The sequence below is a fragment of the Methyloversatilis sp. XJ19-13 genome (genome assembly GCF_024580155.1).
GTDB lineage: Bacteria > Pseudomonadota > Gammaproteobacteria > Burkholderiales > Rhodocyclaceae > Methyloversatilis.
The window spans coordinates 505,256-526,131 of sequence record NZ_JANINH010000001.1; the positions used below are offsets into that span (position 1 = coordinate 505,256).

A 20,876-nucleotide genomic window follows, 5' to 3' on the forward strand; every position below is an offset into this window, starting at 1 on the left:
CATGAATCGATATCTGAACTGCCTGGCATTCGCGCTGCTCGGTCTGCCGGTCGTGACCGCGGCGCATGTCGTGCTCGAGCAGCAGACGGCGCCGGCCGGCAGCTACTACAAGGGTACCTTCCGCGTCGGCCACGGCTGCGAAGGCTCGCCGACCACCGCCATCACGATACGTCTGCCCGAGCCGATGGCCAGCGTGAAACCCATGGTGAAGCCGGGCTGGACCGTCACCGTGCGCACCGAAAAGCTGGCGCAGCCGCTGATGCATCACGGCAAGCCGGTCGGCGAAGCGGTGGTCGAGGTCAGCTGGACCGGCGGCCCGCTCGCCGATGCGCACTACGACGAGTTCGCGCTGATGATGAAGCTGCCGGATGCGCCCGGGCGGCGCTGGTTCAAGGTGATGCAACTTTGCGAGCGTGGCGCGAACGACTGGTCGCAGATTCCCGCCGAAGGCCAGGGCATGCGTGATGTGAAGATGCCGGCGGCGGTTCTCGATCTGCTGCCGGCGGAATCCCGGCCGCATCACTGAACCCGTGAGCCGATACGCGCGCCCACCCCGCACCGCACGCCGGCTCAAGCTGGCGTGGGTGCTGCTGTGCGCGTTCGTCCTGCAGTTCGTCATGGCGTCGCTGGGTGGCGCCGTTCGCGTCGCCACGCCATTCGACGAAATCTGCAGCGTGTCGGCTGCAGGCGCCGGCGACATCCGCGGCGGCTCCGGCGATACGCCATCCCATGGTCAGCATTGTGCGCTGTGCGTCCCGGCCGGCGCGCTGTCGCCCCCGCCGCTGCCATTTCCGCTCACCGAATCCGGTCAGTCCGAAGCGCCGATCGTGCGTGCCATCGATACCAGGCACCCGATAGAAACCGGTGCGCACTGGCAGCCGCGCGCGCCACCACTGCTCTCCTGATTCACCTGTCATGTCGTCCGGCACCGACCTCCGGCTACAGCTTGAGGAGGGATGTCGCGCGCTTCCGTGCGCTGAAGCCTGCATGGCTCGGCACACCTGCACGTATCAAGGAGAGCATCCAACATGAAAAACAGAATGATCGCGGCCGCACTCGCCGGCCTGTTTTCCGCTTCCGCATCCGCCCATGTCAGCTACAGCACGCGCGACTTCCTCGCCAATGGCGTGCAGACGGGCAATACCTGGACGCTGTCGAACCAGCGCGTCACGTCCGATTTCGGCTGGGCCGATGGCGCCGACGCCGACTGGGGTGACAGCCACCGCCTGCGCTGGGCGAAGTTCACTCTCACCGAAGCATCGGTCGTCACGCTGACGGTCAGCGCCGCGAGTTTCGACTACCTCAGCGGCGGCAACACGCTGACGGCCCTCGGTGATCTGATCCCGGGCTTTTCGCTTTACAGCGGACTGGCTCCGGCAGCGGCCTTCGAAGGCGGCGACCATCCGGACTACCTCGCCAATCATCCGGGCTTCCTGCCCACGCTGAATCCGAACTACCTCGGCGCCGGCATCACCGGGACGCGTGAAGGCGCTTTCAACGCCAGCGGCGATTTCTGGCTCGGCAACAAGCTGGCCGAAGTGGGTGCGTCAGGCTGGGCGTCGGCCCGGCTGCGCTATATCGGTCAGGCCGTGGATGGCGCCGGCGTCGACGTCAACGGTGACAAGGTGATCGACATCACCGGCGACGGCAGCGCAGACGGCACCGTCTCGGCCAGCTTCAAGCTGGCCGCCGGCAGCTACAGCCTGATCGTGGGAGGCGCGCGCTATGCCAGCCCGTACATCGACTTCGACGCCGGTACGGCGCAGCGCGGCTTTTCCGCAGCGCTGTCGGTCACCGCCGTGCCCGAGCCCGAAGGCTGGGCGCTGATGCTCGCAGGCCTCGGCCTGATCGGGTTGATTGCGCGCCGCCGCGCCGCGCCGCGCTGAATTGAGTGGATGCGTTCTGCCGATTCTCGCAAGCGGGTCGGCGTGACCGATCCGCATCACATATTCAAACGTAAGGAGTATCCATAATGAAAAATGCAATTGCCCGCAGTGTCGCCGCCGTCGTCCTCACCGCCGCTGCCTTCGCGCCTTCTGCTGCGACTGCGCATGCCAGTTTCGAAGACCATGCCGTCACCGTCCAGTACGGTCTCGATCTCGGTCTCGGCGCGGGCTTCCAGGCGCTGCAGACCTTCGTGGTCAGCGTGGGCGATGCCGTCGAAATACCGAAGATCAGCCTCAATTCAGCGGGTACGTCTTCATGGAGCGTGGACATCTTCGACAGCGGTATGTCATTCAGCTACACCGGCAGCATCGATTTCATGAATTTCGGTTCGCCCGAGTTCATCGGCTTCCGTGTGTTCGACGCCGCCAACGTGCTCGAACCGATCGCATCCGCATCGATCAGCAACACGAGCTACGTCAGCGGCCAGAACGGCAATCTGATCGAGGGCTTCGAACCGTCGCTGCATTTTTCGCATGACGAAAACAGCCTGTGGCTGAACCTGAACGAGTCGATGTATCACCACGTCGCAATGCCCGGCATGGGTGACCCGTTCCGCGACCAGATCCGCATCGCCGTGGCGTTCGAACACGAAGTGAGCCCCCCGCCGGTACCGGAACCCCAGACCTGGGCGCTGCTGCTGGGCGGTCTCGGCCTGACGGCTTTCGCAGCGCGCCGTTCGGCCCGGCGCTGCTGATGAAAAAGCCGCTCTCCGGAGCGCCATTCGGCGTGCCGGAGAGCGGCCCATATCAATGAAATCCAATCTTTCCCTCCGGGCGCGCGGCCTGTGCCTGCTGCTGTGGTCGACCGCTGCCGCCTCGGAGACGGTCGCGCCGACCGTCAGCATCACCGCCACGCGCCACGATGGCGCGCCCGACACCGTGGTCGACCTGCGTGAAGTGCCGCGTTCGCACAGCGATGCGTCGGAGCTGCTGCGCGACATCACCGGCTTCAACATCAGCCGGGTCGGCGGCACGGCCGGCAGTGCCTTCCTGCGCGGACTGGGCGGCGCGCGTCTGCCCATCGTCGTGAACGATGCTGTTGCCGATGCCGCCTGCAATCACGGCATGGACCCGGCGACCTCCTACCTGCAGCCCGACAGCTATGACGTGCTGACCGTGGTCAAGGGACCGAATACCGTGCAGTTCGGCCCTGCGCTGTCCGGCCAGATTCGCGTGCAGCGCCTGCCGCCCGAGCCCGCGCAGGGCAGCCGGCTGAGGGCGGCTGTCGGTCGCGGCGGTTTCGACCGGCTTGACCTGTCGGCCGAATACAGCTGGTCGGGCGAGCAGTTCTGGATGCGGGCCGGTGCCGTACGCAACGATTCCGATGATTACCGCGATGGTGCGGGACGCCGCTTCCAGTCCTTCTACTCGAGGTATTCCACGACGCTAGCCGCCGGTGCGCGGCTCGGCCCGGACACCGACGTCGAAGTCGACATCGAGAATGGTGACGCGATCGCCGGCTTTCCGGCCTTTCACATGGATGGCACCCGCTTCAAGCGCTCGGTCTGGGGTGCGAAACTCACCCATCGCAGACCCGGCCGCACGCTGTCGGCGCTGGAGTTTTCGGTGCGCTGGCAGCACGTGAATCATTTGATGGACGATTACACCTATCGCCCGATCAAGCCGGTCGAACTGGTGCCCGGGTTTCTGGACCAGTTCCCCACGCTGCTGATGCGACAGGACTACACCGGACGCACGGCCCGGCTGAGTGCTCGCTTCGATCTTGATGCGGGCACCGATGTGCTGGTGGGCGCCGATGTGCGCGAAGACGAGCATGAAGGCGACAACTTCCGCACAACGCGTACCTGTTTCACCGGTACCGACAACTGTCCGCTGTCGACCGCGTCGCTGACCTCGTTCTACAGTCTCGATGCGCGCGCTCAGGGCGCGTTCGCCGAAGCGACCCATCGTCGCGACACCGTCACGCTGCGTGCCGGCCTGCGCGTCGATCGTCTGCACACGCAGGCGGGTGAGCTGCGCAACTTCCTCGGCACCCAGCTGTTGCCGGGCAGTGGCGAGGAACGCACCGAAACGCTGCGTTCCGGCTTCATGCGGCTGCAGTGGCAGATCGATCCGTCGCTCGACGGCTTCATCGCCTTCGGTGTCGCACAGCGCGCCGCCTCCAATCTCGAGCGGGCAAGCTTCGCCGCCTTCCACATCGACGCCGAAACCAACCGCGAAATCAACGCCGGGATGAACTGGCGCGCCGGCGAAACACATGTCGCCTTGAACGCCTTCCACAGCCGGATCGGCGATTTCATCCTGGCAGAGCAGGGCATCACCGCGCGCAATGTGGAAGCGCGTCGCGTCGGTGCCGAGCTGGACGCGCGACTGCGGGTTGTCGGTGATCTGCATGCGGTGGGTTCCGTGGCATGGACGCGGGCCGACAACCTCACGCAGGATGTGCCGCTCGCCCAGACCTCGCCGGCGGAGATGCGACTCGGACTCGAATACCTGCGCCCCACGTTCAGCGTGAGCGGCGGTGTCCGGCTGGTGCAGCGGCAGGACCGCGTCCATGTGGGCTTCGGCAATGCGCTCGGTACCGACCTCGGAGAGACGCCGGGCTTTGCCACGGTGCGCGTGATGCTGAGCTGGCAGGCGATGCAGGGAATCGTGCTGAGCGCCGGTGTCGACAACCTGTTCGACCGCGCCTACGCCGAACACATCAGTCGCACCGGTGGCTTTCAGCCGGCCGGGCTGGTGCTGACCGAAAGGGTGAACGAGCCGGGGCGGCTGGCGTGGCTGCGCGTACGGCTCGATTTCTGACCGACATTCAGCGCAGCGCTTCGAGCAGTTCGGCCACGCGGTCGAATTCGCTCGATTTGTCCAGGAAGTGATGGGCGCCGAGCGCCAGGCTGCGTGCGCGCATGGCGGGCGTGTTGCTGTTCGTGAGTACGACCGCGAGCAAGTCGGGGTAGTGGTGCTTCAGATGCTGCAGCACACCGAATCCGCTGCCTTCCCGCAGTTGCAGATCAACCACGGCGGCATCGAAGCTGTTGCTGTCGAGCGCGGCGATTGCCGCCGCCTCGGTGTCCACTTCGTCGCTCACGTTGATCCCCTCGCTGTCTTCAAGCAGGGCAACCAGATGCTTGCGGATCAGCGGAGAATCTTCGACCAGCAGCACCCGGATCGGGCGCTGCCGTGCGGCTTCGGAGGGAGAGCGGGGCCATTCCACGGCGGTGTCGTACGTCAGGGGGCAAGGCCCGGGAGCGCGAGTTTCGCATGAACGCTCCCGGTGAAATGTAGGTCGGGGCCGACAGACGCCCTCACTCTATCAATCCATTCTTGAGTGCGTAGTACGTCAGCTCGGCATTGCTCTTCAGATTCAGCTTGGTCAGCAGACGGCTGCGATAGGTGCTGACGCTCTTGACGCTGATGAACAGTTCTTCGGCGATTTCGGTGACCGACTTGCCGGTGGCAAGTTTGTGCAGCACCTGGAATTCGCGCTCCGACAGCTGCTGGTGTGCTGGCGCGTCGTTGTCGCCGTTGAGCCGCTGTGTCAGAAGGTCGGCCACGACATCGCTGACGTAGCGACGGCCGCGGAGCACCGTGCGGATGGCCGTCAGGATGTCGTCCACGTCGGCATCCTTGCGGATATAGCCGTTGGCACCGGCACGCAGCATGTTCAGCGCGTATTGTTCTTCTGCGTAGGCGCTGATGATGAGTACCGGCAGGTCGGCGCGATGGGTACGCAGCAGGCGCAGCGTATCCATGCCGTCACGATCGGGCATCGAAATGTCGAGCAGCAGCACATCGAAGTCCTGCTGGCGCAGCAGTGTCAGCGTTTCCGCGCTGGTTGCCGCTTCCGCGCAGACCTCGAGATCGGCTTCGCCATTGATGAGCTGGCGCAGGCCGTTGCGGACGATCTGGTGATCGTCCGCGAGCAGGATGCGTCGTTTGTTCATGGTCGGTTTCCTTCAGTGGGTGCCGCAGGCTGCAGACGCTCAGCGTCTGAACAGCCCGAGTACGAAGGATGCCAGCGTCAGCGCCAGAAAGACGAAAAACAGTATTTTTGCTATACCCGCTGCACTGGCGGCAATCCCGCCGAAACCGAACAGGGCGGCAATGAGGGCAACGATGAAGAAGATAAGGGCATAGTGCAGCATGGCAGCCTCCTGGTTGAATGGACCACTTTTCGTACCCGACGCCTGCGTCGGAGCTCATGGGTTGACGATAGGGCCTCGCCTTGCCGGCAGCTGTCGTCCGCGTCATCGGCGGGGCGTCGGACATGTCTGACGTCGAGCGCCGTACGACAACCGGCGCGGGGCGTCGCCGCGTCATCACCGAAGGCCTGTCGCGGGCGGCGCGCAAGGCGGAGTCGGCGACCGGCGGTGCCGAGCGTCTGACCGACAGCGTACTGATGCGGCTGGCGCGCTTCCGCTGGGGCGCCCTGCTGGTCGTCGCGGTGGGCATCGCCTTCACGGTGATCTCCGAAACCACCTTCCAGTCGATGCAGCGTGCGCGTGAGGAAATCGATGCCTCGCGCCTGTCGCTCGCGGCACTGAACGATCTGGTGTTCGACAACGCCCAGGTCATGCTGACCGAAGCCCGCTATATAGAAGAGCCCTCCGTCGACCATCTTCAGCAGCACCTGATCGCGGCGCAGCGTCTGGCCAGCGCGGCGGACGAGGTGGTCGGCTGGGCGATGCGTCGCCAGATCGATCCGGAGCGTATCGCCCTGGTACGCAGCGTCGGCGTCGCCGAAGCCGAAGAACTCAAGCGATTGCGGGCGCTGCCGGCCAGTGCAAGTCCGGTCGAGGTGATGGATGTGTTCCTGCCGCCGGTGGTTGCGCAGGAGCCGTTGCGCGATGCGCTCGAACCATTGGTGAAGACCGAGCGCGCCTATCTGGAAGAGCAGATGGCGCTGCTCGGCGAGGAGATCGAACGTCAGCGCAGTGTGGCCATCGCAGTCGTCGCGATCGGCGTGCTGCTGCTCATCCTGCTGCTGCGCGCCTACTCGATGCGCAGTCAGGTCGAACTGGCCACGGCGAACCGGCTGCGCGAGGCGCGCGACGAGCTCGATGCGCTGGTGCGCGTGCGCACCGAGGAGCTGTCGGAGCTGGCGAGTCACCTGCAGACCGAAGCCGAGCGGCAGAAGTCATCGCTGGCGCGCGAGCTGCATGACGAGCTCGGCTCCATCCTGACGGCCAGCCGGATGGAGGCATCGATGCTGCTGCGCCGCGCGCGCAAGCAGGGCAGCCCGGACGTCGATTCTCTGGCCCGCGTGTGCGACATCCTGGAGCAGGGCGTGCAGATCAAGCGGCGCGTCATCGAAGGCCTGGTGCCGACGGTGCTGACGCATCTGGGCCTGCTGCCTGCACTCGAAGCGCTGGCCGATGAAAACCGCGCGTCGGCCCCCTTCGAGCTGGTGCTGCAGCTGCCCGACGAGCTTGAACTTGACCGCGACCGCGGGATCGCGATCTACCGCGTCGTGCAGGAGGCGCTGACCAATATCCGCAAGCACGCGCAGGCCAGCCGTGTGACGATCACGTTGTCGGTTGCGGAAGGGAAGATCGCGCTGGAAATCGTCGACGACGGCATCGGCATCGCCGTTGGATCACGCGGCAAGACCGGGTCGCACGGTCTGCTCGGCATGAAGTACCGCGCCGATGCGCTGGGAGGGAGTTTCCGCATAGGTCCCGCGCCGGGACATGGCACCCAGCTGTCGCTCAGTCTGCCGCTGCCACCCGGTGAGTGAGACCACAGCGCACCAAAGCGTTCAGGCGAGCACCATGTTGTCGCGGTGGATCAGTTCTTCGGTGTCGATGTAGCCAAGCAGCGCCTCGATCTCCGACGAGGCGCGGCGTGCAATGCGGCGCGTCTCCGACGCCGAATAATTGATCAGCCCGCGCGCCAGTTCATTGCCCTGGGCATCGCGGCACGCCACGACAGCGCCGCGCTCGAACTGGCCCTGCACGTCGATCACACCCACCGGCAGCAGACTTCTGCCTTGACGCAGTGCGCGTGCGGCGCCTTCGTCGAGCGTGACCGTGCCGACCATCTGCAGATGATCGGCCAGCCATTGCTTGCGTGCAGCAAGCGGCGAACTGCCGGCCTTCAGATACGACCCCAGTGCTTCGCCGCGCACCAGCCTGAGCAGCACATCGGGTTCGCGGCCGCTGGCGATCACTGTATCGGCGCCGCTGCGCGCGGCGCGCCGTGCAGCGCGTACCTTGGTGATCATGCCGCCGCGCGAAATGCCGCTGCCGGCGCCACCGGCCATGGCTTCGAAGCGCGCGTCGTCGGCATCGCCCTCGCTGATCAGCGTGGCGGCCGGATCCTTGCGCGGGTCGGCGGTATACAGTCCGTTCTGGTCGGTCAGGATGATCAGGCAGTCTGCTTCGGTCAGATTGGCGACCAACGCTCCCAGCGTATCATTGTCGCCAAACTTGATCTCTTCGTAGACGACGGTGTCGTTTTCATTGATGACCGGCACCACGCCCAGTCCCATCAGCGTGGACAAGGTCGAGCGGGCATTCAGGTAGCGCGTGCGGTCGGCCAGGTCTTCGTGCGTCAGCAGGACCTGCGCGCAGACCAGACCGTAGCCGGAAAATGCGCCTTCGTAGGCCTGTGCAAGACCCATCTGGCCGACCGCGGCTGCGGCCTGTAATTCGTGCATCGCATGCGGCCGTGCGACCCAGCCCAGACGTTGCATGCCGGCAGCGATGGCACCGGACGACACCAGCAGCACTTCCCGGCCCTCGGCACGCAACGCGGCGATCTGGCGCGCCCATTCCTGCAGTGCGCCGAGATCAAGCCCGGCGCCGTTGTTCGTGACCAGTGCACTGCCGACCTTTACGATCAGCCGTTTCGCCCGCTCAAGTCGCGCTCTCATCGCTGCCTTCATCGCCGGGTTCAGTGATTTCGCGATCGCGCACGTCAGGCTCCGGTTCGGGGGGCGGGCGCGTCGCTTCGACGTGGTCCATCACGGCGTAGCACAGACCATCGCAGCCGATTCGGGTCAGCGCCGAAATGGTGAAGACACGTTCGGCGCCGAAGGCGTCGACGAAAGCCTTCACGCGCGCGGCACGTTCGTCTTCGGGGATCAGGTCGATCTTGTTCAGCACCAGCCAGCGCGGCTTCTGATACAGCGCATCGTCGTAACGGCGCAGTTCCTCGACGATGGCGCGCGCGTCATGCAGCGGGTCGGCCGCCTCGTCGAACGGTGCGATGTCGACCAGATGCAGCAGCAGGCGCGTGCGCTGCAGGTGACGCAGAAACTGGTGACCCAGGCCGGCGCCTTCCGCGGCACCTTCGATCAGGCCGGGAATGTCGGCCAGCACGAAACTGCGCGACTCATCGACCCGCACCACGCCGAGGTTCGGAGCCAGCGTGGTAAAGGGGTAATCGGCCACCTTGGGTCGCGCCGCGGAAACGGCGCGGATGAAGGTCGACTTGCCGGCATTCGGCATGCCGAGCAGGCCGACATCGGCGAGTACCTTCAGCTCCAGCTTCAGTTCGCGCCGTTCGCCTTCCTCACCCGGCGTGGTCTGCTTCGGCGAGCGGTTGGTGCTCGACTTGAAGTGCAGGTTGCCCAGACCGCCGCGACCGCCCCTGGCGATCAGCGCGCGCGCGCCGTCGCGGTCGAGGTCGGCGATGACTTCGCCGGTCGCCAGATCGGTGATCGTCGTGCCGACCGGCATGCGCAGTTCGCGGTCTTCGCCGCCGCGGCCGTAACAATCGGCACCTCGGCCGTTGGCACCGCTGTCGGCCTTGAACATGCGCGTGTAGCGGAAATCGATCAGCGTGTTCAGGTTACGATCGGCGATGGCCCAGATACTGCCGCCGCGCCCACCGTCACCGCCGTCGGGTCCGCCGAACGGAATGAATTTTTCGCGCCGGAACGAGGCAGAGCCATTTCCACCGTCACCGGCGATGACTTCTATCTTCGCTTCGTCAAAGAACTTCATTTCGCTTCACACCTGACTGGATCAATGCTGGATAAAACGAGAACGCCGTCTCAGTGCACTACCTTGTTGTGCTGGCGGCACAAACAAAAAGCCCTGCCTCGGGGGCAGGGCCTCGGTTCCGTCAAGCCTGAATCAGGCTGCAGCCGGAACGATGGTCACTACGCGACGGCGGGTTGCGCCCTTGATGGAGAACTGTACAACGCCCTCGATCTTCGCGAACAGCGTGTGGTCCTTGCCCATGCCGACATTGTCGCCCGGGTGGAATTCGGTGCCACGCTGACGCACGATGATGCTGCCTGCCGAAATCAGCTGACCGCCGTAGCTCTTGACGCCAAGACGCTTCGACTCTGAATCGCGACCGTTACGCGTACTGCCGCCGCCTTTTTTGTGTGCCATTTCATGCTCTCCTGAATACGCTCAGTGCGGCCAACGCACTGTTAACACTCTCAGCCGTTGATGGCTTCGATGCGCAGCTCGGTGTAATTCTGACGATGCCCCTGGTGTTTCTGGAAGTGCTTGCGGCGGCGCATCTTGAAAATCGTCACCTTCTTGTGGCGCCCTTGTGTGAGCACCGTTGCACGAACGCTGGCACCGGCAACCAGGGGCGCACCGATCTTGACCGATTCGCCCTCGCCGACCATCAGAACCTGGTCGATCACGATTTCCGAGCCCACATCCGCAGGTATCTGTTCTACCTTGATTTTTTCGCCGCTGGCAACGCGATACTGCTTGCCACCGGTTTTTATGACCGCGTACATGTGTAACCCCAATAAGGTTTAAGGGAATCGATAAGTATATCCGAGCCCCAGCGTCAAAGTCAAAGGGGGGTGCATGCACCAACTTGACGGGCGGGCGTGCGCTGCTACCATCCGCGTTTTTCCGCGTCGGCCAGCTGCCTTGTCATCCCTGAACCGTTTCTACAGCCTGATCGCCGACGACATGAGCCAGCTCGATGTTGTCATCCGCGAGCGGCTGCATTCCGAGGTCGTGCTCGTGCGTCAGGTGGCCGAGTACATCATCGGTGCAGGCGGCAAGCGGATGCGTCCGGCGCTGGTGCTGCTGACATCAGGCGCCTGCGGCTACACCGGTGCGCATCGCACCGAACTGGCCGCAGTCGTCGAGTTCATCCACACGGCGACACTGCTGCACGACGACGTGGTCGACGAATCTGAATTGCGCCGCGGTGCCAGAACCGCCAATGCGCTGTTCGGTAATGCCGCGTCGGTGCTGGTTGGCGATTTTCTTTACTCTCGCGCCTTCCAGATGATGGTGGGCGTGGGGAGCATGCGGGTGCAGGCGGTGCTGGCCGAGGCCACCAATGTGATCGCCGAAGGCGAAGTGCTGCAATTGCTCAACTGCCACGACGCCGACGTCGACGAGCAGCGCTACCTGCAGGTGATCCGCTACAAGACGGCCAAGCTGTTCGAGGCGGCCAGCCGGCTGGGCGCGTTGCTGGCGGGTTCGACGCCCGAAGTCGAAGCGCGTTTTGCGCGCTTCGGCATGCACCTGGGCACCGCTTTCCAGCTGATCGACGACGTGCTTGATTACTCCGGCGACGAACAATCCATCGGCAAGAATCTCGGCGACGATCTGGCGGAAGGCAAACCTACGCTGCCATTGATCCACGTCATGAAGAACGGCACGCCGCCGCAGGTGGCTGCCGTGCGGCATGCGATCGAAGAGGGCGGGCGCGACGACTGGGCCGCCGTGCTCGAAGCTGTCGTTGCCAGCGGTGCGATCGATGCAGCACGCAGTCACGCACGCGCCGAAGCGGCGCTGGCAAGCGCTGCGCTGCAGGGTTTGCCGTCCAACGAATACATGCAGAGTCTGTTTGATCTCGCGGCGTTTGCAGTTGAGCGCGAGTTCTAGCATAATGCGCGCCTCGTTGCCGCAGGGCGACGGAATAGCAGTGCTGCACGGGTTACCGGCCGTGCAGATCGGGGAATAGCTCAGCCTGGTAGAGCACTGCGTTCGGGACGCAGGGGCCGGAGGTTCGAATCCTCTTTCCCCGACCAAGAATCCCGCGAAAAAGCCACCTTCCGAGGTGGCTTTTTTGTTTTTCCCACAGCGACTTCGATATCAGCGCCCTGAAGGGCGCAGGTCTCTGGCGGATCGTCGTGTCGATCACACGTTGCCCGGCGAGCCGCCGGGGCTCGCGCAAATCGCGGCTGCGCCGTAAGCTTGACGGGCGGTTCAGGCGACGCGGTTGTTGCGCGTTGCCGTGGCATCCGCCGAACCCGACCTTTTCGCGCAACGATGACCCGAATCCTCTTTTTTGCACTGCTGGCGCTGGTCGCCTGGCTGTGGTTCTTCAAGAAGACACGCAAACCCGATCCGGTCGAACGCAAGCCCGAAACGAAGGCGATCGAGCAGATTGTCCAGTGCGCGCACTGTGGTCTGCGCCTGCCGGAAGGCGAGGCGCTGTCTGCCGGCGAGCGACATTACTGTTCCATCGAGCACCGGGACGCGCATGCGGATGCGCACGACGAAGGTCGCTGACCCAGCGGCGGCGGCCGACGACGACAGCGTCAGCCTGTCGTCCCTGACGCCGCTGCGTTACTTCAGCCTGTACCGGCTGCTGATGACGTCGGTGCTGCTGGCTATCGTGCTCGGCTTCGCCGGCGACATCAGCTTCGGCCGCTACAACGAAGTATTGTTCTCGCGCACTGCGCTCGCGTACTGGGCTTTCGCGCTGGTGACGATGCTCGGCGCCGACCGCGTGCTGCCGACCTCCGGCGGTCGGCTTACGCTGGGTGTGTTGGCCGACATCCTTTTTCTGACCCTGCTCACCTACGCAAGCGGCGGTGCAAGCAGCGGTCTGCCCTTCATGCACGTGGTTGTGCTCGCCTTTGCGGCGCTGGTCGGTCAGGGCCGGCTGGCGGTGTTCTACGCTGCGGTGGCCAGTATCGCCATGTTGTTCGAACAGTCGATACAGGCGATCACCACGGCCGATGACGCGACCACCTTCGTGCAGGTCGGCACCATCAGCATCGGCTTCTTCGCCACGGCGATTGCGGTGCGCCTGCTGGCCCGCCGAGTCATCGCCAACGAGTTGCTGGCGCGCGAGCGCGGGCGCGACCTGGCCGAGCAGATGCGGGTGAACGAGCGTGTCATCCGCGACATGGAAGACGGTGTGCTGGTGGTCGATCCCGATGGCCGCGTACGGCAGGCCAATCCGCAGGCACATCGACTGCTCGATCCCGCCATGCCGCGGCCGGTCACGCTGGCCGACTTCTCTCCCGCGCTCGACGACCTGCTGTCCGGCATCGCGTCGGCTGATCGCGAACGGGTCATGGTGCTCGACCTGCCGGCGCGGCCGGCAGCGGTGCGCGTGCGCTGCGTGCCGGCGGGCGAGCAGGGCGGTCACCTGGTGTTTATCGAGGATCTGGCGCGGCTGCGCGAACAGGCGCGCCAGATCAAGCTCGCCGCGCTCGGCCGGCTGACCGCCAGCATGGCGCATGAAATCCGCAATCCGCTGTCGGCCATCACGCAGGCGGCCGAATTGCTGCAGGAAGAGCGCCGCGCCGAAACGCAGGCGCGACTCACCCGCATCATCTGCGACAACAGCCTGCGGCTCGACCGTCTGGTCAGCGACGTGCTCGAACTCGGCCGTCGCGACCGGGCCGAACCCGAACTGCTCGATGTCGCCAGCTATGCACGCAGCTTTGTCGAAGAACTGGCGATGCGCGATGCATCGGTACGCAGCCGCGTGCGCATCGACGCACCGGCATCGGGCGCGATCTGGTTTGATCGCGGCCATCTGCATCAGGTGTTGTGGAATCTGGTGGTCAATGCGTTGCGCTATGCCAGCCAGGGCCAGGAATCCGTGCGCATCATCGTGCGCGGCGAAGACGACGTAACGCTGATCGAAGTGCTCGACGACGGTCCGGGCATCGACATCGCGGTGCGTACGCACCTGTTCGAGCCCTTCTTCACCACGCACAGCAAGGGCACCGGCCTCGGCCTCTACATCGCCCGCGAACTGTGCGAAGCCAACGGGGCGCGGCTGGACTTCGTGGATAATTCGCCGGGGGCGCACTTCCGCGTACGCGGCATGAACAGAAGCTGGGACGGTGCATGGAACGTCGGCGATCACAACGTGAGCTGAAAGTGCTGGTGGTCGACGATGAAGACGATCTGCGCGAGCTGATCGACATGTCGCTGGCTCGCATGGGCCTGCACGCGTCGCTCGCCGGCACCGTCGAACAGGCGCGCGACTTCCTCGCGCGCGAGCAGTTCGCGCTATGCCTGACCGACATGCGCCTGCCCGACGGCGAGGGCATGGATCTGGTGCGCCACATCGCCGAACACCATCGCGACCTGCCGGTGGCCGTCATCACCGCCTACGGCAGCATGGACAACGCCGTGGCCGCGCTGAAGGCGGGCGCCTTCGATTACCTCGCCAAGCCGGTGTCGATCGAACAGCTGCGCGCGCTGGTGCGCTCGGCGCTCGACCTGCCGGGCCGCAATGCCGCCTCGCCGGCACAGGGCGCCGATGCGCTGGTCGGCGACGCACCGGCGCTGGTGCACGTGCGCGACATGATCACCAAGCTGGCGCGCAGCAGTGCGCCGGTCAACATCCAGGGCGAATCGGGCAGCGGCAAGGAGCGCGCCGCCCGGCTCATCCACGAACTGGGAGCACGTCGCGCCGGGCCGTTCATCGCCGTCAATTGCGGCGCCATTCCCGAAACCCTGGTCGAGTCGGAATTCTTCGGCTACACCAAGGGCGCCTTTACGGGTGCGGATACCGACCGCGAAGGCTATTTCCAGGCGGCGAAGAGTGGCACGCTGTTTCTTGACGAAGTCGGCGATCTGCCGCTGTCGATGCAGGTGAAGCTGCTGCGCGCCATCCAGGAAAAGTCGGTGCGCCGGGTGGGCGCGCGCAGCGAAGAGCCGACCGACATCCGGCTGATCAGTGCCACCCACCGCAATCTGAAGCAGATGGTCGATGACGGCCGCTTCCGGCAGGATCTGTTCTATCGCCTCAATGTGCTCGAACTGCGCATGCCCAGCCTGCGCGAATGCCGCGAATCCATTCCGCAGCTTGCGCAGACCCTGCTCGTGCGCATCGCCGCACCCGACAATGCGCACCCGGTCCTCACGCGCGCCGCGATCGACGCGCTGTGCGCCTACCCTTTCCCTGGCAATGTGCGCGAGCTCGAAAACGTGCTCGAACGCGCCTATGCGCTGAGCGCCGACGCACAGATCGACGCGGCCGACCTCGGCCTGATGCCCACGGACGAAGACGCACCCGCAGACCCGGCCGGCGAATTGCCATTGCAGGACTACCTCGACCGCATGGAACGCGCCGCCATCGAAGACGCCCTGCGCAAGACCCGCTACAACCGGACGGCCGCCGCCCGCCTGCTCGGCGTCACCTTCCGCTCGCTGCGCTACCGCCTGCAGCGGCTGGGCATCAATGAGTGACGGTCCGGTACCGGATGTGGCAGCGGCGATCCACGGCCGGCCCTGCATGGCTATCTGCGATCGGCATCGGCCCTCTGTGGGAGCGGCGTCCCCGCCGCGATCAGTGCCGCGACCATCGTTGTGCAGAGTGCGTATCGCGGCGGGGCCGCCGCTCCCACAGGAACAGTACCCACCGTGGCAAGCCACCCAGGGAAATCTCACGAAGCCGCGCTTGCGCGGCTTCGCGCCCGCGACGGATGCACCTGAGGGCGCTGCGGCATGACTGACCACTTCATCGACGCCGACGGCTGGTGCGCGGCGGCGCGGCGCGTCGATTCTCCGAATCGCGATGCGCGGCCGGACGATGCGCCGGTGTCGCTGATCGTGCTGCACAGCATCAGCCTGCCGCCGGGCGATTTCGGCGGACCGTGGATCGAACACCTGTTTACAAACCGGCTCGATCCATCGGCTCACCCCTACTTCTTTGATATCGCAGCACTTCGGGTGTCGTCGCACTTTGTGGTGCGGCGCAACGGCGAGCTGCTGCAGTTCGTGTCCACCCTCGAGCGCGCCTGGCACGCGGGCGTATCGAGCTGGCAGGGGCGCAGCCGCTGCAACGATTTTTCGGTCGGCATCGAATTCGAAGGCTGCAACGTGCTGCCCTTCGAAGACGCCCAGTACGCGCGCGCCCGTGCGCTGATCGGGGCGCTGCGCCAGCGCCATCCGATTGCCGATGTCGTAGGCCATTCGGATGTGGCACCCGGTCGAAAGACCGATCCGGGCGCCCGTTTCGACTGGTCGGCGGTCGGTATCCCGCGCCCCTGAAGCGTTTCCGGCGGATTCGCCGTGGACGGAAAAAAGCGCTTGCGGTGTCCGGGTCGCATCACTACACTTAGTAGCTCAAATCGCTTGAACCACTATAGGTAGTGGTCGAAGAGCACACTTCCCCACCTCCAGATTCATTCCGCCGCAGCTTGGCTGCGGTTCTCCAGGGAGATGTACGCATGCAAATCACCGCCGAACACGGCAGCAACCGTTCACTGTCCGGTACGCCGGACCAGATCAGCCTCGAGTCGTCGGCTGCCGCGCACAATGCGCACACCGACTACAAGATCATCCGCAGGAACGGTGCCGTGGTGGCGTTCGAGCCGGCCAAGATTTCCATCGCCATGACCAAGGCCTTCCTCGCCGTGAATGGCGGGCAGGGCGCTGCCTCGGCGCGCGTGCGCGAACAGGTTGCCGCGCTGACCGACGCGGTCGTCGGCGCGCTGCTGCGTCGCCTGCCGCACGGCGGCACCTTCCATATAGAAGACATCCAGGACCAGGTCGAACTGGCGCTGATGCGCTCGGCCGAACACGACGTGGCCCGCGCCTACGTGCTGTACCGCGAAAAGCGTTCTGCCGAACGCGCGCAGAAGCAGCAGGCGGTCGAAGCATCAATCGAGCAGCCGGTGCTGCATGTGGTCGATGGCGACCGCCGCATGCCGCTCGACCGCGAAGCGCTGCGCACGCTGATCCAGGACAGTTGCGAAAACCTGGGTGACGTCGTGTCGGTCGCCACCATTTTCGACGCCACGCTGACCAATCTGTACGACGGCGTGCCGGTTGATGAAGTGCGCAAGTCGGCCATCCTGGCCGCCCGCTCGCTGATCGAGAACGACCCGGCCTACGGCTACGTCACGGCCCGCCTGCTGCTGCACACGATCCGCGCCGAAGTGCTGGGCGAAGAAACGTCGCAGGGCGCGATGGCCACCGCCTACGCCGACTACTTCCCGCGCTACATCAAGCTGGGCATCGAAGCCGAACTGCTCGACCCGAAGCTGGCGCAGTTCGACCTCGCCAGGCTGGGCGCCGCGCTCGACCACCGTGCCGACCTGCGCTTCAACTACCTCGGCCTGCAGACGCTGTACGACCGCTACTTCCTGCACATCCGCGACCGCCGCATCGAACTGCCGCAGGTGTTCTTCATGCGCGTCGCCATGGGCCTCGCGATGAACGAAATCAACCGCGAAGCGCGCGCGATCGAGTTCTATCAGCTGCTGGCCGGCTTCGATTTCATGAGCTCGACGCCGACGCTGTTCAACAGCGCCACGCTGCGCCCGCAACTGTCGTCGTGCTACCTCACGACGGTGGCGGATGACCTCGACGGCATCTTCGAGGCGATCAAGGAAAACGCGCTGCTGGCCAAGTTCGCCGGCGGTCTGGGCAATGACTGGACGCCGGTGCGCGCGCTGGGCTCGCACATCAAGGGCACCAACGGCAAGAGCCAGGGCGTCGTGCCCTTCCTGAAGGTGGTCAATGACACCGCCGTCGCCGTGAATCAGGGCGGCAAGCGCAAGGGCGCGGTGTGCGCCTATCTGGAAAGCTGGCACCTCGACATCGAGGAATTTCTCGAACTGCGCAAGAACACCGGCGACGACCGCCGCCGTACGCACGACATGAACACCGCGAACTGGATTCCCGACCTGTTCATGCGCCGCGTGATGGAAAACGCCGAGTGGACGCTGTTCTCGCCCTCCGACTGCCCCGATCTGCACGACCTGTTCGGCCGCGCCTTCGAAGCCGCCTATACCCGTTACGAAGAAAAGGCCGCGCGCGGCGAAATCCGCGTGTTCAAGAAGATGCCGGCCGTGGCGCTGTGGCGCAAGATGCTGTCGATGCTGTTCGAAACCGGCCACCCGTGGATCACCTTCAAGGATCCGTGCAACCTGCGCTCGCCGCAACAGCATGTCGGCGTGGTTCATTCCAGCAACCTGTGCACCGAAATCACGCTGAACACCTCCGACACCGAAATCGCCGTGTGCAACCTCGGTTCGGTCAATCTGGTCGCCCACCTGAAGGACGACGGCCAGGGCAACAAGGTGCTCGACCACGACAAGCTGCGCAAGACCATCCGCACCGCGATGCGCATGCTCGACAACGTCATCGACATCAATTACTACTCGGTCGGCAAGGCGCGCAATTCCAACCTGAAGCACCGCCCGGTCGGCATGGGCCTGATGGGCTTCCAGGAAGCGCTGCATGAGCTGCGCACGCCGTACGCCTCCGACGACGCGGTCGAATTCGCCGACCGCTCGATGGAAGCCGTTGCCTACTACGCCTACTGGGCCTCGACCGAACTGGCCGAAGAGCGCGGCCGCTACGCCAGCTACAAGGGCAGCCTGTGGGACCGCGGCATCCTGCCGCATGACTCGCTCGACATCCTGGCCGAAGAGCGCGGCGGCTACCTCGAAGTCGACCGCTCGGTCACGATGGACTGGAGCGCGCTGCGCAGCCGCATCGCCAACTACGGCATGCGCAATTCCAACTGCCTCGCCATCGCGCCGACCGCGACCATTTCGAACATCATCGGCGTCGATGCCAGCATCGAGCCGACCTACCAGAACCTGTTCGTCAAATCGAACCTGTCGGGCGAATTCACCGTGGTGAACGAGCACCTGGTGCGCGACCTGAAGAAGATGGGCCTGTGGGACGAAGTCATGGTCGCCGACCTGAAGTACTTCGACGGCTCGCTGTCGCGCATCGACCGCATTCCGGCCGAGCTGCGCAGCCTGTACGCCACCGCCTTCGAAGTCGAGCCGAAATGGCTGGTCGAAGCCGCGTCGCGGCGCCAGAAGTGGATCGACCAGGCGCAGAGCCTGAACATCTACATGGCCGGCGCCTCGGGCAAGAAACTCGACGAAACCTACAAGCTGGCCTGGCTGCGCGGCCTCAAGACCACGTATTACCTGCGCGCCATGGGCGCCACGCACGCCGAGAAGTCGACCGGCCGCGGCGGTGAGCTCAATGCCGTGCCGAGCGAAGCCGAACCCAAGTTCTGCGCCATCGACGACCCGACCTGCGAAGCCTGCCAGTAAGCCTACGCCCCGAACGCGACCAGCCCACTCCCCTCTCCCGCCTCAGCGGGAGAGGGGCCGGGGGTGAGGGCAGCGGTCAGAGGCGCACCGACTTGCCGGCGACGCACCACCCCGAATACCCGAATCAACCAGAACCCGGTCGCTCCACGCACCGCCCACGGAGAGAACATCCATGCTGAGTTTTGAAGACGACCTGCCCGTGAACGCCCTGCAACCCGGCCTCGGCCTGCGCACCGCCACCGCCGAAGCGCCGTCTCGTGTGGGCGCCGCGCCGCGCCGCGACATGTTCGCCGAGCCGCTGCCGATCAACGCCCCGATCGCCGAACTGCCGATCGCGCCGCGCGCCCCCGCGCCGGCCGCGACCGAATCCACCCGCATGCGCCGCATCCGCGCCGAAGACAAGCGCGTCATCAACGGCGGCACCGACGTGAACCAGCTCGTGCCGTTCAAGTACAAGTGGGCGTGGGACAAATACCTGTCCGGCTGCGCCAACCACTGGATGCCGCAGGAAGTGAACATGCAGCGCGACATCGAGCTGTGGAAGACGCCCAACGGCCTGACCGACGACGAGCGCCGCCTCATCAAGCGCAACCTCGGCTTCTTCGTCACCGCCGATTCGCTGGCCGCCAACAACATCGTGCTCGGCACCTACCGCCACATCACCGCACCCGAGTGCCGCCAGTACCTGCTGCGCCAGGCCTTCGAAGAGGCGATCCACACGCACGCCTACCAGTACATCGTCGAATCGCTCGGCCTGGACGAAGGCGAAGTGTTCAACGCCTATCACGAAGTGCAGTCGATCCGCGACAAGGACGAATTCCTGATCCCGTTCATCGACGTGCTGACCAACCCGCTGTTCAAGACCGGCACGCCCGAAACCGACCAGCAGCTGCTGAAAAGCCTGATCGTGTTCGCCTGCCTGATGGAAGGCCTGTTCTTCTACGTCGGCTTCGTGCAGATCCTCGCCCTGGGCCGTCAGAACAAGATGACGGGTGCGGCCGAGCAGTACCAGTACATCCTGCGCGACGAGTCCATGCACTGCAATTTCGGCATCGACCTGATCAACCAGATCAAGCTCGAAAACCCGCACCTCTGGACCGTCGAATTCCGCGAAGAGCTCAAAACCCTGTTCCGCAAGGCCGTCGAGCTCGAATACCGCTACGCCGAAGACACCATGCCGCGCGGCGTGCTCGGTCTGAACTCAGCCATGTTCAAGGAATACCTCCGCTTCATCGCCAACCGCCGGGCGCAGCAGATCGGGCTGGATGTGCTGTATCCGGGGGCGGAGAATCCGTTCCCGTGGATGAGTGAAATGATTGACTTGAAGAAGGAACGGAATTTCTTTGAGACCCGGGTGATTGAATATCAGACGGGTGGGGCGTTGAGTTGGGATTGAGGTTTCAGCCGTCGTAGATTCTCATTAGAGACGAGAGCAGTCTCACTAGAGACGATAACGTCTCATTAGAGACAATAATGAAAGACCTCAGGGCGCCTTCGGGCGCCCTTTTTTTTGCCTGGAGTCGCTTTGGCCGCAGATTGGGCGCGGTGTCGCCATGTCCTTTGGCAGCCTTGCGCCGGCGCTACGTGCAATTCGCATTGAAATTTTAGGAACGTGCTCAGAGGAAAAATCTCGTTAGAGATAGTCGTAAAATCTGTAAGCGTCCGACCGCCGCCGTCTTCCCTTCCCTGATCCAGCGCGTAATCATCGCCCGCACTCGGGCACCTCAATGTTGTGTCCACAAAGGAGATCATGGACA

Annotated in this window: 20 protein-coding genes and 1 tRNA gene; 14 read left to right on the top strand and 7 right to left on the bottom strand. The window is 64.7% G+C overall.

Features of this window, described 5'->3' with window-relative positions; all coding sequences use genetic code 11:
* Position 1: 1 nt before the first annotated feature.
* The 5 genes from NMQ14_RS02500 (at position 2) to NMQ14_RS02520 (ending at position 4,712) form a co-directional block, all read left to right on the top strand.
* Positions 2 to 526, top strand: coding sequence for a YcnI family protein (locus NMQ14_RS02500; protein ID WP_257093164.1), 525 nt, complete (start codon positions 2 to 4; stop codon positions 524 to 526).
* Between the two features lie 4 nt (positions 527 to 530).
* Positions 531 to 905, top strand: a complete 375-nt coding sequence (locus NMQ14_RS02505) for a DUF2946 family protein (protein WP_257093165.1) — start codon at positions 531 to 533, stop codon at positions 903 to 905.
* Positions 906 to 1,028: 123 nt separating this feature from the next.
* Positions 1,029 to 1,886 carry an FxDxF family PEP-CTERM protein gene (locus NMQ14_RS02510; RefSeq protein ID WP_257093166.1) on the top strand — a complete coding sequence of 286 codons (858 nt, stop codon included), beginning with the start codon at positions 1,029 to 1,031 and terminating at the stop codon, positions 1,884 to 1,886.
* 86 nt (positions 1,887 to 1,972) lie between these two features.
* On the top strand, positions 1,973 to 2,641 hold the full coding sequence (locus NMQ14_RS02515) for a PEP-CTERM sorting domain-containing protein (RefSeq protein ID WP_257093168.1): 669 nt from the start codon (positions 1,973 to 1,975) through the stop codon (positions 2,639 to 2,641).
* Positions 2,642 to 2,696: 55 nt separating this feature from the next.
* Positions 2,697 to 4,712, top strand: a complete 2,016-nt coding sequence (locus NMQ14_RS02520) for a TonB-dependent receptor domain-containing protein (protein ID WP_257093170.1) — start codon at positions 2,697 to 2,699, stop codon at positions 4,710 to 4,712.
* Positions 4,713 to 4,719: 7 nt separating this feature from the next.
* Here the strand turns inward: NMQ14_RS02520 and NMQ14_RS02525 are convergent, their stop codons facing one another.
* From NMQ14_RS02525 to NMQ14_RS02535, 3 genes are all read right to left on the bottom strand, one after another.
* Positions 4,720 to 5,121, bottom strand: coding sequence for a response regulator transcription factor (locus NMQ14_RS02525; RefSeq protein ID WP_257093172.1), 402 nt, complete (start codon positions 5,119 to 5,121; stop codon positions 4,720 to 4,722).
* A gap of 91 nt (positions 5,122 to 5,212) precedes the next feature.
* Entirely contained in the window at positions 5,213 to 5,851 is a 639-nt protein-coding gene (locus tag NMQ14_RS02530) for a response regulator transcription factor (RefSeq protein WP_257079525.1), read from the bottom strand.
* Positions 5,852 to 5,890: 39 nt separating this feature from the next.
* The gene (locus tag NMQ14_RS02535; RefSeq protein WP_083223920.1) at positions 5,891 to 6,052 is read right to left on the bottom strand and encodes a DUF1328 domain-containing protein; all 162 of its coding nucleotides are present in this window, start codon (positions 6,050 to 6,052) and stop codon (positions 5,891 to 5,893) included.
* Positions 6,053 to 6,174: 122 nt separating this feature from the next.
* Here NMQ14_RS02535 and NMQ14_RS02540 point away from each other — a divergent pair, with 122 nt between their 5' ends.
* Positions 6,175 to 7,644, top strand: coding sequence for a sensor histidine kinase (locus NMQ14_RS02540; protein WP_257093173.1), 1,470 nt, complete (start codon positions 6,175 to 6,177; stop codon positions 7,642 to 7,644).
* A gap of 21 nt (positions 7,645 to 7,665) precedes the next feature.
* Here the strand turns inward: NMQ14_RS02540 and proB are convergent, their stop codons facing one another.
* From proB to rplU, 4 genes are all read right to left on the bottom strand, one after another.
* Entirely contained in the window at positions 7,666 to 8,781 is a 1,116-nt protein-coding gene (gene proB, locus NMQ14_RS02545) for a glutamate 5-kinase (protein WP_257093175.1), read from the bottom strand.
* Entirely contained in the window at positions 8,765 to 9,856 is a 1,092-nt protein-coding gene (gene cgtA / locus NMQ14_RS02550) for an Obg family GTPase CgtA (protein ID WP_257093177.1), read from the bottom strand. Before cgtA ends, proB begins: the two co-directional genes overlap by 17 nt.
* A gap of 132 nt (positions 9,857 to 9,988) precedes the next feature.
* The gene (gene rpmA / locus NMQ14_RS02555; RefSeq protein ID WP_069038062.1) at positions 9,989 to 10,252 is read right to left on the bottom strand and encodes a 50S ribosomal protein L27; all 264 of its coding nucleotides are present in this window, start codon (positions 10,250 to 10,252) and stop codon (positions 9,989 to 9,991) included.
* Positions 10,253 to 10,302: 50 nt separating this feature from the next.
* Positions 10,303 to 10,614, bottom strand: a complete 312-nt coding sequence (rplU, locus tag NMQ14_RS02560) for a 50S ribosomal protein L21 (protein WP_069038061.1) — start codon at positions 10,612 to 10,614, stop codon at positions 10,303 to 10,305.
* A gap of 181 nt (positions 10,615 to 10,795) precedes the next feature.
* On the opposite strand from rplU, the gene NMQ14_RS02565 reads away from it, so the two are divergent.
* The 8 genes from NMQ14_RS02565 to NMQ14_RS02600 all read left to right on the top strand — a co-directional run bounded on the left by NMQ14_RS02565 (position 10,796) and on the right by NMQ14_RS02600 (position 20,515).
* A complete protein-coding gene (locus tag NMQ14_RS02565) occupies positions 10,796 to 11,725 on the top strand; it encodes a polyprenyl synthetase family protein (protein WP_257093232.1) in 930 nt (309 codons plus the stop codon).
* A 69-nt stretch (positions 11,726 to 11,794) separates the two neighbouring features.
* Positions 11,795 to 11,871: transfer RNA gene (locus NMQ14_RS02570), tRNA-Pro, on the top strand.
* Between the two features lie 241 nt (positions 11,872 to 12,112).
* The gene (locus tag NMQ14_RS02575) at positions 12,113 to 12,355 is read left to right on the top strand and encodes a PP0621 family protein (protein ID WP_257093181.1); all 243 of its coding nucleotides are present in this window, start codon (positions 12,113 to 12,115) and stop codon (positions 12,353 to 12,355) included.
* A complete protein-coding gene (locus tag NMQ14_RS02580; protein WP_257093183.1) occupies positions 12,333 to 13,964 on the top strand; it encodes a PAS domain-containing sensor histidine kinase in 1,632 nt (543 codons plus the stop codon). The genes NMQ14_RS02575 and NMQ14_RS02580 overlap by 23 nt, the downstream gene beginning before the upstream one ends.
* Positions 13,934 to 15,283, top strand: coding sequence for a sigma-54 dependent transcriptional regulator (locus NMQ14_RS02585; protein WP_257093185.1), 1,350 nt, complete (start codon positions 13,934 to 13,936; stop codon positions 15,281 to 15,283). The genes NMQ14_RS02580 and NMQ14_RS02585 overlap by 31 nt, the downstream gene beginning before the upstream one ends.
* A 258-nt stretch (positions 15,284 to 15,541) precedes the next feature.
* The gene (gene ampD / locus NMQ14_RS02590) at positions 15,542 to 16,087 is read left to right on the top strand and encodes a 1,6-anhydro-N-acetylmuramyl-L-alanine amidase AmpD (protein WP_257093187.1); all 546 of its coding nucleotides are present in this window, start codon (positions 15,542 to 15,544) and stop codon (positions 16,085 to 16,087) included.
* A gap of 179 nt (positions 16,088 to 16,266) precedes the next feature.
* Positions 16,267 to 19,119, top strand: a complete 2,853-nt coding sequence (locus NMQ14_RS02595; RefSeq protein ID WP_257093189.1) for a ribonucleoside-diphosphate reductase subunit alpha — start codon at positions 16,267 to 16,269, stop codon at positions 19,117 to 19,119.
* 172 nt (positions 19,120 to 19,291) lie between these two features.
* The gene (locus tag NMQ14_RS02600) at positions 19,292 to 20,515 is read left to right on the top strand and encodes a ribonucleotide-diphosphate reductase subunit beta (protein ID WP_257093191.1); all 1,224 of its coding nucleotides are present in this window, start codon (positions 19,292 to 19,294) and stop codon (positions 20,513 to 20,515) included.
* The last annotated feature ends 361 nt before the right edge of the window (positions 20,516 to 20,876 follow it).